A 13,509-nucleotide genomic window follows, 5' to 3' on the forward strand; every position below is an offset into this window, starting at 1 on the left:
CGTCGTCAGGCGATCACTCGCAGATGCAGGCGGCGCCGTAGACGGTGTTGTAGACCGGCGCGTAACCGTCGCTCACGGGGGCATATCCGTAGTCGAAGACGGGCGCCCCATAGCCGTAACCGCCGCCCAGCGCTCCGCCGGCCAGACCGAGGCCCAGCCCCAGCCCGGCGCCGGCCAGACCGATCCCGGCCCCCGCGAGGCCGAGACCGACACCACGGCCATAGCCGTGGCCGTAGAACCCGCGCGCGGCGTAGCCGCCCCGGTAGCCGTAACCGCGGACGCCGAAGCCGCCGCGGTAGCCGCCGAAGCGGCCGGCATGGCCGAAGCGCGCGCCGTGGCCGTGACGACCGAAACCGCCATGGTCGCCATGACGGCCGTAGCCGCCGCGATATCCGAAGCCGCCGGCCTCGGCGCCCGCAGGCATCAGGACCAGGGCGGCAAAGGCCGTGGCGGCGAGGGCGAGGGACTTCATCGGGGGCGTCTCCGCAGCAGGGATCTCGCCCCCGACAACGCCGCCTTTCGCGCGCGGCGTGCAACGTTGCATTCTACCGAGATGCCGCTCCATCCCGCGCGAAATGGCGGGCCTGAAAACGACATCCGGTCGATGACTTCGGCCTCTCCTGCGTCCTTGCGAGGCGAAGCCGTGGCAAACCAGGGTGCGCCCTTTCCGGACAGGGCGCGCCCTGGATCGCTTCGCGGCCGCGCACGATGACGGCGTGGGGCGAAACCCGAAGTCGATCGATCGGAAACGGTATGAGACGACGCCATCGCAAGGAGACCCCTTTGAGCGCCGACCGCCCTGCGCGCGAGACCCGCGCCGCCTATCCCCGCCTCGTGCCGCTCGCCACCCGCTGGGGCGACAACGACGTCTACGGGCACGTCAACAACGTCGTGTACTATGCCTTCTTCGACACGGCGGTGAACGGCCTCCTGGTGGAAGCGGGCGCCCTCGACATCGCCCGCTCGACCGTGATCGGCCTCGTGGCGGAGACGGGCTGCCGCTACTTCGCGCCGGTCGCCTTCCCCGACCGGATCACCGCCGGCGTGCGGGTGGCCCATCTCGGCCATACCAGCGTGCGCTACGCGATCGCGCTCTTTCGCGAGGACGAGCGGCAAGCCGCCGCGCAGGGACATTTCGTGCATGTGTACGTCGACCGGGAGACCCGCCGCCCGGTGCCGCTGCCGGAGCGGATGCGGGCGGTTCTGGAGCGCCTCGTCATGCTGGGGGTGGACGCGCCGTGACACCCCCGCCCGCCGTTGCTATGCCGCCCCGGACGGCTCCGGCCGCCCGGCCACCGGGCCTGCCGGTCCAGGCAACGACGAACCTTGAGCCCCATGAACATCTTCGCCCTCTTCGAAACGCGGGTGCGCGAGGCGCTCGAATCGCTCACCCGCTCCGGCCGGCTGCCCGAGGGGCTCGACCTGTCGCGCGTGCTGGTCGAGCCGCCGCGCGATCCCGCGCACGGCGACCTCGCCACCAACGCCGCCCTGGTGCTGGCGAAAGAAGCCAAGCAGAACCCCAAGGCGCTGGGCGAGGCGCTGGCCGAGGCGCTGCGCACCGATCCGCGGGTGGTCGAGGCGAGCGTGGCGGGGCCCGGCTTCATCAACCTGCGGCTCGCGCCCGAGGTTTTTCACGATGTGATCCGCGCGGCGCTCAAGGACGGCGAGGCCTACGGGCGCGGGCGGATGGCGGGCGGCCCGGTCAACATCGAGTACGTCTCGGCCAACCCGACCGGACCGATGCATGTCGGGCACGGGCGGGGCGCGGTGTTCGGCGACGCGCTGGCGAACCTGCTCGCCGCCGCCGGCCGGCCGGTGACGCGCGAGTACTACATCAACGACGCGGGCGCGCAGGTCGACGTGCTCGCCCGCTCCGCCTACCTGCGCTACCGCGAGGCTTTGGGCGAGACGATCGCGATCCCCGAGGGGCTCTATCCCGGCGACTACCTGAAGCCGGTGGGGGAAAAACTCGCCGCCGAGCAGGGCCGGGCTCTGCTCGACGAGCCGGAAGCCGAATGGCTGCCGCTGGTGCGCCGCTTCGCCATCGACGCGATGATGGACACGATCCGCGCGGATCTCGCGGCCATCGGAATCCGCCACGACGTGTTCTTTTCCGAAGCCACCCTCCAGGGCGAGGGGGGCGGCCGGGTCGCCGAGCTCCTCGCGGCGCTGCGCGAACAGGGCCTCGTCTACGAGGGGCGCCTGCCGCCGCCGAAGGGGCAGCTTCCCGAGGACTGGGAGGACCGGGAGCAGACCCTGTTCCGCTCGACCGATTTCGGCGACGACGTCGACCGGCCGCTGCTGAAGTCGGACGGCTCCTACACCTACTTCGCCTCCGACATCGCCTATCACCGCGACAAGTGGCTGCGCGGCGCCAGCGAACTCATCGACGTGCTCGGCGCCGACCACGGCGGCTATGTCAAGCGCATGCAGGCGGCGGTGAAGGCGGTGAGCGGCGGGGAGGCCCGGCTCGACGTCAAGCTCTGCCAGCTCGTGCGGCTGCTGCGCGCGGGCGAGCCGGTGAAGATGTCGAAGCGTGCGGGCGAGTTCGTCACCCTGCGCGCGGTCATCGACGAGGTCGGGCGCGACGCGATCCGCTTCATGATGCTCTACCGCAAGAACGACGCGACCCTCGATTTCGACCTCGCCAAGGTGGTGGAGCAGTCGAAGGACAACCCGGTCTTCTACGTGCAGTACGGCCACGCACGCCGGTTCTCGGTGCTGCGCCAAGCCCGCGAGGCGATGCCGGACGAGGACTTTTCGCGAGACGGCCTGCTGCGCGAGGCCGACCTCGCGGCGCTGACCGATCCGGGGGAGATCGAGATGATGCGGCTCGTCGCCCAGTATCCGCGGGTGCTCGAATCGGCCGCCGCCGCGCATGAACCGCATCGAATCGCGTTCTACCTCTATGAAACGGCAAGTTCGCTGCATAGTTTCTGGAACAAGGGCAAAGACTTGCCGCAATTACGGATTGTTAATCCAACCGACAGAAAATCCACTCGGGCCCGGTTGGCCCTCGTCGAGGCCCTGGGAGGCGTTCTCGCCTCCGGCCTCGCGGTGTTGGGAGTCTCCGCACCCGACGAGATGCGGTGACGCCGGACGGTGCTGTTGAGAGGATGAGACCATGACGGGACACGCTTCGCGCGCGACGGTCGATTTCGATGCCTTCGAGCGCGAGCTGCGTCAGACGTCGCAGGACGCGATCCGGGCGAAGGTGCCGCCGCAGACGGCGCCGAAGGGCGACCCGCTCGCCGAGCTCGCCCGCATCGTCGGGCAGGACGATCCCTTCCGCGCCCTGCTGGAGGCCCGGCGCGAGGTTCCGGCCGCCCCCGAGCCCAGTGCCTCCGAGGCGGGCCGCCCGGCGCGGATCGAGCCGACCTTCGTCGATGCGCCCGTCCACAGCCCGGCCCAGCCCCAGGAGCACCTCCAGGCCCACCTCCAAGCGCACGTCCAGGCCCAGAGCCCGGCGGACGCCTTCGACCAGTACCTCGCCTCGGTCGAGCAGGGCATGTACGCCGACGGCCCGGCCGATCCGGCGGCCTTCGCCGAGGCCGACGAGCGCTATCGCACCGGCCCGGTGGAGCGCCCGCGCAGCCGCAACCGCCTCGTCCAGGTCGGCGCCGGCCTCGCCGTCGTGGCCGTGTGCGTCGGCGGCGCCCTGGCCTGGCGCGGCACCCATGGCGGCGGCAGCGGCGGCCCGATCACCGTGCTCGCCGACAAGACCCCGCTGAAGGTGCAGCCCACCGCCAGCGACGGCGTCGAGATCCCCGACCAGAACAAGCAGATCTACGACCGCAACGCCAAGGACGGCCAGATCAGGATCGTCAACCGCGAGGAGCAGCCCCTCGACGTCAATCAGGCCGCCCGCACCGCCGCGCACAGCGAGGGCGGCGAGCCGGGGCAGGGCGGGGCGACGCCGGGCCAGGGCGGCGGCCTGCTCACCGATTCGCTCGGGGAGCCGCGCCGGGTGCGCACGGTCTCGGTCAAGCCGGACACGCCGGTGCATCAGCCGCAAGCCCAGCCTCAGCCCGAGGCCGCGCAGGCCCAGGCTCCGGCCACGACGATCCCGACCATGACCATGCCGGACGGCTCCGGCGCGGGCACGGCGACGCCCTCGGCGGAGCCCCGCCGCTCCCCGGCCCGGACGCTGGCCTCGAACCCGCCGCCGGCGCCCGTCGCCGAGGCGCCGCCCGCACCCGCGAAGGCGCCGCAGCGCACCGCCTCGGTCTCACCCGAGACCACCGCCAGCACCGGCGAGCCGGCCGCCGCCCCGACCGCCCTCACCGCCCCGGTCGGCGGCTACTCGGTCCAGCTCGGCGTGCGCGGCAGCGAGAGCGAGGCGCGGGCCGCCTTCAAGGAGATGCAGGGCAAGTACAGCCAGCTCTCCGGCAAGCCCGAACTGATCCGGCAGGCCGAGGTGAACGGCAAGACGCTCTACCGCGTCCGCGTCGGACCGCTCGCCAAGGCGGAAGCCTCCAGCCTGTGCAGCGTCCTCCAGGGCGCGGGCGGCCAGTGCTTCGTGGCCAAGAACTGATTGGCCAAGAACTGAGCCGAGGATGCATTTGCCACTGGCTGGGTCTGACGATTCGCCCGGACCCGGCCGATCGTGAATATCCCACTCTCGCCCTCAGGATGAGGGCGAGAGTGGGATCGAAGCCGTCCTCGGCGGCGATCGAGGAGCTTGCGGCAAGCTAGCCCCGCCCCGTTTCGCAGCGCCCTGTCACTTCCGAGGAAGGCCGGCCCGCCATGACTTCCGCCAGCACGCCCCGCGCCGTCGTCCTCGGCTGCTCCGGCACGGCGCTGACGCCCGAGGAGGCCGCCTTCTTCCGCGACCTGCGGCCCTGGGGCTTCATCCTGTTCAAGCGCAACATCGGCACACCGGACGCGGTGCGCGCCCTGACCGCCTCCTTGCGCGAGACGCTCGGCCGGGCGGACGCGCCGATCCTGATCGATCAGGAGGGCGGCCGGGTGCAGCGGTTGGGGCCGCCGCACTGGCCGCGATATCCCGCCGGCGGGCGCTTCGGCGCGCTCGGCGAAGAGGCCGCGGCGATGGCCCGGCTCGGCGCCCGGCTGATGGCCCACGATCTGGAAGACGTCGGCATCAACGTCGATTGCGCGCCGATGCTCGACGTGCCCGTGGCGGGCTCGGACGCCATCATCGGCGACCGGGCCTACGGCGACACGCCCGAGCGGGTGATCGAACTCGGGCGGGCCGTGGCCGAGGGGCTGCTGGCCGGCGGCGTGCTGCCGGTGATCAAGCACGTTCCCGGGCACGGCCGGGCGACCTGCGACAGCCATCTCGACCTGCCCGTGGTGGAGGCCGACCGGGCCGGCCTCGGCGAGAGCGATTTCCGTTCGTTCCGGGCGCTCGCCGACCTGCCGCTCGCCATGAGTGCCCACGTGGTGTTCGCCAACCTCGACCCCGAGCGGCCGGCCACCCTGTCGCCGACGGTGATCCGCGAGGTGATCCGCGGCGAGATCGGCTTCGACGGCCTGCTGATGACCGACGACCTGTCGATGCACGCGCTCCAGGGGCCGTTCCGCGCGCGGGCGGAAGCCGCCTATCGCGCCGGCATCGACGTGGTGCTCCATTGCAACGGGCGCATGGAGGAGATGCGGGCGGTGGCCGAGGCGACCCCGGATCTGGGGGGGGAGGGCGCGCGCCGGGCGCAGGCCGCGCTCGCCCGTCTCGCCGCACCGGAACCGATCGACCTGGCCGAGGCCCGCGCCCGGTTCGAGGCGGCCTTCCCGACCGCCTGACCGCCCGCCCGGCAACGGGGCGGCCTGCGACAAAGAAGGGCAAGGGCTGCGCAGGGTTTGCCCGGTTCGGCGCCCAGCGCTGCTTGTGTTCGCGCCAGTCGATCCCTAGGTTCGCCCCAATTCAAGAGGAGGTGCCGCCGGAGTTGGTGCGGCGCAGGAGGTTGCCATGGGCAGCATGAGTGTCTGGCACTGGGTCATCGTCGCGGTCGTCGTCATGCTGCTGTTCGGCCGCGGCAAGGTGTCGGAGCTGATGGGCGACGTCGCCAAGGGCATCAAGGCCTTCAAGAAGGGCATGGCCGACGACGAGACCCAGCCGAACCACACGGCGGCCACCACGCCGGCGGGCCCGAACGACCCGGTCCGCACGCTGCCGCACCAGGGCGCGCCGGGCACCGCCCCGCAGCAGGCGCACGTGCCGGCGGGCGACCACAAGCCGGTCTGAACGCCCCCGGACAAAGGCAGGACCGGGGCCGAGGCGGTGGCCCGGCACGGTTGAAGATCGGCGCCGGGCACGGTAGCGCGGGCGGCGCGCCCGTCCTCATCGGGCGCGGGCCCGCGGGACGGACGACGCGATGCTGGACATGAGCTGGGGCGAGGTGATGCTGATCGGCGGCGTCGCCCTGATCGTCATCGGACCCAAGGATCTGCCGAAGGCCCTGCGCACGCTGGGCCAGATCACCACCAAGGTCCGGCGCATGGCCGGCGAGTTCCAGTCGCAGTTCAACGAGGCGATCCGCGAGGCCGAACTCGAAGAGGTCCGCCGCGACGTCGAGGGCGTGAAGCGCAGCGTCGATGCCGCGCGCCCGACCTTCAACCCCGTCGACACGATCCGCAACGAGATCCGCAGCGCGGTCGAGGGCCGCGCCGACGCGACGGCCTCCAAGGGCGCGGGGGGCAGCTTCGACGTGCCTCGGCCCACGGCCGAGCAGCAGGCGGCGGCGGGGCATGCCGCCGATGCGCCGTCGTCCACCGACGCCGCCCCCATCCCCCCCGGCACCAAGCCCGAGACAGGCCCGACTCCATGAGCGACGAGCGCGATGAGGCCGAGATCGAGGCCTCGCGGGCCCCCCTTCTGGAGCACCTGATCGAACTGCGCTCGCGGCTGATCAAGTCGCTGATCGCGTTCATCGTGATGTTCTTCGGCTGCTTCTTCTTCTCGAGGCAGATCTACAACATCCTGGTGCACCCCTACGTCTCGATCGTCGGGCCGCAGAACGCGGAACTGATCGCGACGCACTTCCTCGAGCAGGTGTTCACCAACATCAAGCTCAGCGTGTTCGGGGCGGGCTTCCTCGCCTTCCCCATCATCGCCGCGCAGGTCTACGCCTTCGTCGCGCCCGGCCTCTACCGCAACGAGCGGCAGGCCTTCCTGCCCTATCTCGTCGCCACGCCGATCTTCTTCGTGCTCGGCGCGCTGGTCGTCTACTTCCTGGCGATGCCGCTGCTGATCCAGTTCTCGGTCTCGCTGCAGCAGATCGGACAGCCGGGCGAGGCGACGATCCGGCTCCTGCCGAAGGTCGACGAGTATCTCTCGCTGATCATGACGCTGATCTTCGCCTTCGGGCTCGCGTTCCAGATGCCGGTGATCCTCACGCTTCTGGGACAGATCGGCGTGATCGACGCGGCCTTCCTGCGGGAGAAGCGGCGCTACGCCATCGTGCTGGTCTTCGTCGCCGCCGCGGTGCTGACGCCGCCGGACGTGATCTCGCAGCTCTCGCTCGCGATCCCGATGCTGCTCCTCTACGAGGCCTCCGTGTTCTCGGTCGCCCGCATGGAGAAGGTCCGCGCCGCCCGGCGCCGGGCGCAGGGACTGGAGGACTGATCCGCGATCATATCCGGGGACGGCTCCGGTTTTTGCCAGCCGCCGTCATCGCGAGCGCCGACGGAGCGATCCAGGGGCGCGACATCTCCGGAGAAGCCGGCGTTCCGGATCGCTTGCGCCGAGCCTCGCAAGGACGGAGGGGAGACCGCGGCCGTCGAGCGGATGCGATATGAGCGGAAAATAAGCACGGTTGCGCATCACTATCTTGCGCACAAGCCTGTCCGTCGCCGGGGTCCGCCCCATAACCCTCCGACCCAAAACGGAGGGAACACCATGTTACGCACGATGCGGACCGCCCTGGCGGTCGCCGCCCTGACGACGCTCGCGGGTGCGGCCCAGGCCGAGCCGGAACTCAAGCGGGTGCGCGGCACGATCGAGAGCAGCGACGCCAACTCGGTCACGGTCAAGACCAACGAGGGCAAGTCCGAGACGATCCAGCTCGGCGGCGCCAAGTTCGCCTGGGTGGTGAAATCCAGCCTCGACCAGATCAAGGAGGGTACCTTCATCGGCACCGCCACCAAGGGCGAGAACCCGATGACGGCGCTCGAAGTGGTGCTGTTCCCCGAAGCCATGCGCGGCACGGCGGAAGGCCACTACGCCTGGGACGCGATCCCCGACCACACGGCGGGAGCGGGCGCCGGGCCGGTCGTGAAGAGTTCCATGACCAACGGCACCGTGAAGGCCGCCGGCGCCGGCGCGGGGGGCGCCCCGAAGGTCAAGAGCTCGATGACCAACGCGACCGTGTCCGGCAGCACCGGCTCCGGCAGTTCGGGCGAGCGCACGCTGACCGTGACCTACGACAAGGACGGCTCGAAGACGATCGTGGTGCCGCCCAAGGCGCCGATCGTCGCCTTCGAGCAGGCCGACAGGTCGATCCTGACCCCGGGCGGGAAGATCTTCGCGGTCACGGCCAAGGACGGGACCAAGCTCGACGGCAAGCTCGTCGCCGTCGGCAAGGACGGCCTCACCCCGCCGATGTAACACCGACCGGCGACGATCCCGACGCATCGCCGGTTGCCCGCGCGAAGGCGCGGCGGCGGGCGTCCGTCGGACGCAGAGGAAGACGACCGTCGGTCGTCTTCCAGGCCGCTTGGCATAAGGCGCTTCACGACCGCCCCTGGCTTCCGGCCAGGGACGGCCACACGGGCCGCGCCACCGCCGTGGCGGCCAGGCCGAGACCGAGCACCGAGACCCCGGCCGCCAGGGCCGGCAGTTCGGCGTAGCCCGCGCCGAGCGTCAGCGCGGTGCCGCCGAGCCAGGCGCCGAGCGCGTTGCCGAGGTTGAACGCGCCCTGATTCAGGGTCGAGGCGAGGTTCGGGGCGTCGCTCGCCGCCTCCACCACCCAGACCTGGAGCGGCGAGACCAGGGCGAAGGCGAGCCCGCTCCACAGCACCAGCACCGCGAGCGCCGGACCGGCGAAGGGCGCGACCCATGCGAACGCCGCGAGCACCGCGATCAGCCCGGCGAAGCTGCCGAGCACCGTGCGCATCAGGCTTCGATCCGCGAGCCAGCCGCCGGCGAGGTTGCCGACGGTGAGGCCGACGCCCGCCGCGAACAGCGCGCCCGTCACCCCGCCGGGGGAAAGGTGTGTCACGGTGAGCAGGAACGGCGCGATGTAGGTGAACACGGTGAAGAAGCTCACCGAGGACAAGGTCGAGACCAGCATCGGCCGCAGCACCGGCCAGCGCCCGAGCGCCCGGAATTCCCTGGCCAGCCCGCCGCGCGTCCCCGGCATCCCGCCGGGCAGGGCCAGCGCGATGGCCGCGCCCGCCGCGAGCCCGATGGCGACCACCGCCCAGAAGGTCGCGCGCCAGCCCAGAGCCTGACCGAGCGCGGTGCCGAGCGGGACGCCCAGCACGTTGGCCAGCGTCAGCCCGGCGAACATCAGCGAGACGGCCTGCGTCCGCTTCTCCCGCGGCACGAGGTTGCGCGCGACGATGGCGCCGATGCCGAAGAAGGCACCGTGGGCGAAGGCCGTGGCGACCCGGGCCGCCATCAGCAGCCCGTAGCTCGGGGCCAGGGCGCAGGCGAGATTGCCCAGCGTGAACACCGCCATCAGCGCGAGCAGGGCGGCCTTGCGCGGCAGCGGCGCGGTCGCCATGGCCACGAGCGGCGCGCCGACCACCACGCCCATCGCGTAGCCCGAGACGAGATGGCCCGCCTGCGGGATCGTGACGCCGAAGTCGCGCGCCACCTCCGGCAGAAGGCCCATGATGACGAACTCGGTCGTGCCGATGCCGAAGGAGGCAACGGCCAGCGCGAGGATCGGCAGGGATACCATGCGGATGCTCCGTCGGCGGCGGGTGCTTCTTGCACCGCAGCATGAGCGCGCAACATGGTCATCTCGCGGAGCGCGGACAGCGGATCGACCGGGACGCAGACCTGCACGCAGGGCAGGGCCGCGCCGGTCCGCACCGAGCGCCCGCACGTCCTCCGCATGGACGCCGGGAAGCCGCACGTCCTTACAAAAAATTCTTCCCGCCGGCTCGACGGAGGCAATGCACCTCTCCTCCGATCGCGAAGAATAACGTAAGAACAATCCGTTGATTTGCCGCAGGTTAGGTCACTACATTTCAGGGCGACAATGCTTCCACAACACCCCGCGCCTCGATGAAGACATGACATCCGACACACCCGGAGCGGGTGTTCGGGGAATTGTCTTTATGCATGTGCGGTCCTGCCCCGGATCATATGCGATGCCTGCACGGATCGTTGCCTTTTCCGGCAACACGCACCGCCCCTCCCGCACCCGCACCCTGGTCGAGGCGGTGGCCGCCGAACTATCGCGCCTGCGCCCGATCGACCTGAAGCTCTACGATCTGGTCGATGCCGGCACCGGGATCGCGGTCGCGAGCCGCTCGGCCCTACCGCTTCCGGCGGCGCGGATCGTCGAAGGGATCGAGTCGGCCGACGCGCTGATCGTCGGCTCGCCGGTCTACAAGGGCAGCTATGCCGGCCTGTTCAAGCACCTGATCGACTTCGTCGCCCCGGACGCGCTCGTCGGCAAGCCGGTGGTTCTGACCGCGACCGGCGGCGGCCCGCGCCACGCGCTGGTGGTCGAGCATTCCTTGCGCCCGCTGTTCGGCTTCTTCTCGGCGCAGACGGCGCCGACCTCGGTCTATGCCGGCGACACCGAGATCGCCGAGGGGCGCGTCTCCGACGCGATCGTGCGCGCCCGGGTGGCGCAGGCCGCGGCCGAACTCGCCCGGCTCATCGACGCGGCGCCCGGCGCCGTCGCACCCGCGGCGCTGCCCGCCGCCGCCGCGCGCTGAGGCGACGATGCTCCACCGCCGCCGCTTCCTCGCCGCCCTCGCCGCGACCGGCACCACGCTTGGCGCGCGCGTCTCCCGAGCCGTCGAGCCCGGCATGCTGCGCATCGGCTACCAGAAGAACGGCATTTTGGCCGTCGCCCGGGAGCAGGCGGCGATCGAGGCCGCCCTCAAGCCGCAGGGCGTGGGCGTGCGCTGGGTCGAGTTCTCGTTCGGCCCGCCGCTCCTGGAAGCCCTGAGCCTCGGCGCGATCGATTTCGGCCAGACCGGCGACGCGCCGCCGATCTTCGCCCAGGCCGCGGGCGCGGGCCTCGTCTACGCGGCGGCTCAGCCCGGGGGCGGCTCCGGTTCGGCCATCCTGCTGCCGAAGGGCTCGACCGTCGCCACGCTCGCCGACCTCAAGGGCAAGCGCGTCGCCTTCGCCAAGGGATCGAGCGCGCACAACCTCACCGTCGCCGCCCTCGAGAAGGCGGGCCTGTCCTACCGCGACATCACCCCCGTCCTGCTCGCCCCCGCCGACGGCGCGGCGGCGTTCGCCGGCGGCACGATCGACGCCTGGACGGTGTGGGATCCCTACTTCGCCATCGCCGAGGAGGGGGGCGGCGCGCGCATCCTGGCGCAGGCCCCCGACATCACGCCCACCAACAACTTCTTCCTGGCGAACGGAGACTTCGTGCGAGCGCGGCCGGAGGTGCTGAACGCGGCGCTCGCGGCGCTCGGCGCGGTCGCGGTGTGGTGCGAGGCCAACCGTGGCAGCGTCGCGGCGAGCCTGTCGAAGGTCACCGGCGTGCCGCTGCCCGCCACGCGGCGGGCGGTGGAACGCATCCGCTTCGTGATCGCGCCGATGGATGCGGCGGTCACCGCCGAGCAGCAGCGCATTGCCGACCGCTTCCACGCCCTCGGCGTGATCCCGCGCCCGGTGCGGGTGTCCGACATCGTCCGGGCGCCGGCCGCGGCGCCCGACAAGCCCCGGAACGACGGGTGAGCCCGACCATGGCCGATTCAGCCGCCCTCCGATCGCTTCCCGGCCGCGCCAGCAAGGAGGCGGCGCCGACGGCACGCCGCCCGCCGCGCCTGCCCGTGGGCAGACTGCTGCCCTGGCTGCTGCCGACCCTCGTCATCGCCGGCTGGCAGGCGGCGGCCTCGCTCGGGCTGGTCTCGACCCGGTTCATGCCCGCCCCCCTCGACGTCGCCGCCGCGGGCTGGCGCCTCGCCCAGACCGGGGAGCTTTGGGAGAACCTGTGGGTGAGCTTCGCCCGCGCCGCGGCCGGCTTCCTGATCGGCGGCGGCATCGGGCTGGCCTTCGGGCTCGCCAACGGGCTGTCGAACCTCTCGGAAAAGCTCACCGACACCACGCTGCAGATGGTGCGCAACATCCCGCACCTGTCGCTGATCCCGCTGGTGATCCTGTGGTTCGGCATCGACGAGGGGGCCAAGCTGTTCCTCGTGGCGCTCGGCGTGTTCTTCCCCGTCTACGCCAACACCCTGCACGGCATCCGCTCGGTCGATCCGCACCTGATGGAGATGGGCCGGGTCTACGGCATGAACCGGCGCGCGCTGTTCCGGCGGGTGCTGCTGCCGGGCGCGATGCCGTCGATCTTCGTCGGCGTCCGCTACGCGCTCGGCATCATGTGGCTGACGCTGATCGTCGCCGAGACGATCTCGGCCAATTCCGGCCTCGGCTACATGGCGATGCAGGCCCGCGAGTTCATGCTGGTCGACGTCGTGGTGCTGGCGATCCTGATCTACGCCGCCCTCGGCAAGCTCGCCGACAGCCTGACCCGGGCGCTGGAGCGCACCTGCCTCGCCTGGAACCCGGCCTACCGCAACACCTGATCTTCTGCCGCGAGTGAGCCCCATGTCCGCTGCCTTGCCCGTCGGGAACGCGTTCGCCGGAGACCGCACCACCGGCCTCGCCCTCACCCTGCGCGGCCTGACGAAAAGCTTCGACGGGGGCGCCACCGTCATCCGCGGTCTCGATCTGCACGTGCCCGCGGGCCAGTTCGTGGCCGTGGTCGGCCGCTCGGGCTGCGGCAAGAGCACCCTGCTGCGCCTGATCCTCGGCCTCGAAGAGCCGAGCGCCGGCCGCGTGACGATCAACGGCGGGGCAGGAAACGGCGCGGGGCAATCGAAAAAAATCATGTTCCAGGAGCCGCGGCTGCTGCCCTGGGCGCGGGTCGCCGACAACGTCGCGGTCGGGCTCGGGCGCGAGACCGGCCGCGCCGAGCGGCGCAAGCGGGCGCTGGCGGTGCTCGACGAGGTCGGCCTCGCGGAAAAGGCCGGCGACTGGCCCGCGACGCTGTCCGGCGGCCAGCGCCAACGGGTGGCGCTCGCCCGCGCCCTGGTCAGCCGCCCGGCCCTGCTCGCGCTGGACGAGCCCCTGGGCGCGCTCGACGCGCTCACCCGCATCGAGATGCAGGCGATGATCGAACGGATCTGGGCGGCCCAGGGCTTCACCGCGATCCTCGTCACCCACGATGTCGGCGAGGCGGTGGCGCTCGCCGACCGCATCCTCGTGGTCGAGAAGGGCGCCATCGCCCTCGACGTCGATGTGGACGTGCCGCGCCCCCGCCGCCGCGGCGACCCGGCTCTGGCCGAACTCGAAGGCCGCATCCTCGAACGGCTCCTCGGCCACCGCGCCTGATTTTTTCCATTTTC

At 71.5% G+C, this 13,509-nt stretch carries 14 protein-coding genes; 12 read left to right on the forward strand and 2 right to left on the reverse strand.

Going from position 1 to position 13,509, the window contains the following annotated elements:
• Nucleotides 1-13: 13 nt before the first annotated feature.
• Nucleotides 14-472 carry a hypothetical protein gene (locus PGN25_20090; protein ID MEH3119814.1) on the reverse strand — a complete coding sequence of 153 codons (459 nt, stop codon included), beginning with the start codon at nt 470-472 and terminating at the stop codon, nt 14-16.
• A gap of 311 nt (nt 473-783) precedes the next feature.
• Here PGN25_20090 and PGN25_20095 point away from each other — a divergent pair, with 311 nt between their 5' ends.
• From PGN25_20095 to PGN25_20130, 8 genes are all read left to right on the forward strand, one after another.
• The gene (locus tag PGN25_20095) at nt 784-1,242 is read left to right on the forward strand and encodes a thioesterase family protein (protein MEH3119815.1); all 459 of its coding nucleotides are present in this window, start codon (nt 784-786) and stop codon (nt 1,240-1,242) included.
• Nucleotides 1,243-1,335: 93 nt separating this feature from the next.
• Nucleotides 1,336-3,093 carry an arginine--tRNA ligase gene (gene argS, locus PGN25_20100; GenBank protein ID MEH3119816.1) on the forward strand — a complete coding sequence of 586 codons (1,758 nt, stop codon included), beginning with the start codon at nt 1,336-1,338 and terminating at the stop codon, nt 3,091-3,093.
• Nucleotides 3,094-3,124: 31 nt separating this feature from the next.
• Nucleotides 3,125-4,534, forward strand: coding sequence for an SPOR domain-containing protein (locus PGN25_20105; protein ID MEH3119817.1), 1,410 nt, complete (start codon nt 3,125-3,127; stop codon nt 4,532-4,534).
• A 212-nt stretch (nt 4,535-4,746) separates the two neighbouring features.
• Nucleotides 4,747-5,760 (forward strand): beta-N-acetylhexosaminidase, encoded by a 1,014-nt coding sequence (nagZ, locus tag PGN25_20110; protein ID MEH3119818.1) that lies wholly within the window; start codon nt 4,747-4,749, stop codon nt 5,758-5,760.
• Nucleotides 5,761-5,926: 166 nt separating this feature from the next.
• Nucleotides 5,927-6,202: a twin-arginine translocase TatA/TatE family subunit gene (locus PGN25_20115; GenBank protein ID MEH3119819.1), complete on the forward strand. Its 276-nt coding sequence runs from the start codon at nt 5,927-5,929 to the stop codon at nt 6,200-6,202.
• 130 nt (nt 6,203-6,332) lie between these two features.
• The gene (gene tatB / locus PGN25_20120; protein ID MEH3119820.1) at nt 6,333-6,785 is read left to right on the forward strand and encodes a Sec-independent protein translocase protein TatB; all 453 of its coding nucleotides are present in this window, start codon (nt 6,333-6,335) and stop codon (nt 6,783-6,785) included.
• Entirely contained in the window at nt 6,782-7,582 is an 801-nt protein-coding gene (gene tatC, locus PGN25_20125; protein MEH3119821.1) for a twin-arginine translocase subunit TatC, read from the forward strand. The genes tatB and tatC overlap by 4 nt, the downstream gene beginning before the upstream one ends.
• A 273-nt stretch (nt 7,583-7,855) precedes the next feature.
• On the forward strand, nt 7,856-8,563 hold the full coding sequence (locus PGN25_20130) for a metal ABC transporter permease (GenBank protein MEH3119822.1): 708 nt from the start codon (nt 7,856-7,858) through the stop codon (nt 8,561-8,563).
• Between the two features lie 124 nt (nt 8,564-8,687).
• Here PGN25_20130 and PGN25_20135 read toward each other — a convergent pair whose 3' ends face one another.
• Nucleotides 8,688-9,863 (reverse strand): MFS transporter, encoded by a 1,176-nt coding sequence (locus tag PGN25_20135; protein MEH3119823.1) that lies wholly within the window; start codon nt 9,861-9,863, stop codon nt 8,688-8,690.
• A gap of 415 nt (nt 9,864-10,278) precedes the next feature.
• Here PGN25_20135 and msuE point away from each other — a divergent pair, with 415 nt between their 5' ends.
• Genes msuE through PGN25_20155 form a run of 4 tightly spaced genes read left to right on the forward strand, consistent with a single transcriptional unit; the run spans nt 10,279 to nt 13,495 of the window.
• Nucleotides 10,279-10,854, forward strand: a complete 576-nt coding sequence (gene msuE / locus PGN25_20140; protein MEH3119824.1) for an FMN reductase — start codon at nt 10,279-10,281, stop codon at nt 10,852-10,854.
• A 7-nt stretch (nt 10,855-10,861) separates the two neighbouring features.
• Nucleotides 10,862-11,836, forward strand: coding sequence for an aliphatic sulfonate ABC transporter substrate-binding protein (locus PGN25_20145; protein MEH3119825.1), 975 nt, complete (start codon nt 10,862-10,864; stop codon nt 11,834-11,836).
• A gap of 8 nt (nt 11,837-11,844) precedes the next feature.
• Nucleotides 11,845-12,687 carry an ABC transporter permease subunit gene (locus tag PGN25_20150; protein ID MEH3119826.1) on the forward strand — a complete coding sequence of 281 codons (843 nt, stop codon included), beginning with the start codon at nt 11,845-11,847 and terminating at the stop codon, nt 12,685-12,687.
• Between the two features lie 22 nt (nt 12,688-12,709).
• Nucleotides 12,710-13,495 carry an ATP-binding cassette domain-containing protein gene (locus PGN25_20155; protein MEH3119827.1) on the forward strand — a complete coding sequence of 262 codons (786 nt, stop codon included), beginning with the start codon at nt 12,710-12,712 and terminating at the stop codon, nt 13,493-13,495.
• Nucleotides 13,496-13,509 lie beyond the last annotated feature (14 nt).

It is taken from the genome of Methylorubrum populi, assembly GCA_036946625.1.
Classification (GTDB): domain Bacteria; phylum Pseudomonadota; class Alphaproteobacteria; order Rhizobiales; family Beijerinckiaceae; genus Methylobacterium; species Methylobacterium populi_C.

Coding starts and splice junctions, on each gene's coding strand:
- PGN25_20090 (MEH3119814.1), bottom strand. CDS start 472: ATGAAGTCCCTCGCCCTCGCCGCCACGGCCTTTGCCGCCCTGGTCCTG.
- argS (MEH3119816.1), top strand. CDS start 1,336: ATGAACATCTTCGCCCTCTTCGAAACGCGGGTGCGCGAGGCGCTCGAA.
- PGN25_20105 (MEH3119817.1), top strand. CDS start 3,125: ATGACGGGACACGCTTCGCGCGCGACGGTCGATTTCGATGCCTTCGAG.
- nagZ (MEH3119818.1), top strand. CDS start 4,747: ATGACTTCCGCCAGCACGCCCCGCGCCGTCGTCCTCGGCTGCTCCGGC.
- PGN25_20115 (MEH3119819.1), top strand. CDS start 5,927: ATGGGCAGCATGAGTGTCTGGCACTGGGTCATCGTCGCGGTCGTCGTC.
- tatB (MEH3119820.1), top strand. CDS start 6,333: ATGCTGGACATGAGCTGGGGCGAGGTGATGCTGATCGGCGGCGTCGCC.
- tatC (MEH3119821.1), top strand. CDS start 6,782: ATGAGCGACGAGCGCGATGAGGCCGAGATCGAGGCCTCGCGGGCCCCC.
- PGN25_20130 (MEH3119822.1), top strand. CDS start 7,856: ATGTTACGCACGATGCGGACCGCCCTGGCGGTCGCCGCCCTGACGACG.
- PGN25_20135 (MEH3119823.1), bottom strand. CDS start 9,863: ATGGTATCCCTGCCGATCCTCGCGCTGGCCGTTGCCTCCTTCGGCATC.
- msuE (MEH3119824.1), top strand. CDS start 10,279: ATGCCTGCACGGATCGTTGCCTTTTCCGGCAACACGCACCGCCCCTCC.
- PGN25_20145 (MEH3119825.1), top strand. CDS start 10,862: ATGCTCCACCGCCGCCGCTTCCTCGCCGCCCTCGCCGCGACCGGCACC.
- PGN25_20150 (MEH3119826.1), top strand. CDS start 11,845: ATGGCCGATTCAGCCGCCCTCCGATCGCTTCCCGGCCGCGCCAGCAAG.
- PGN25_20155 (MEH3119827.1), top strand. CDS start 12,710: ATGTCCGCTGCCTTGCCCGTCGGGAACGCGTTCGCCGGAGACCGCACC.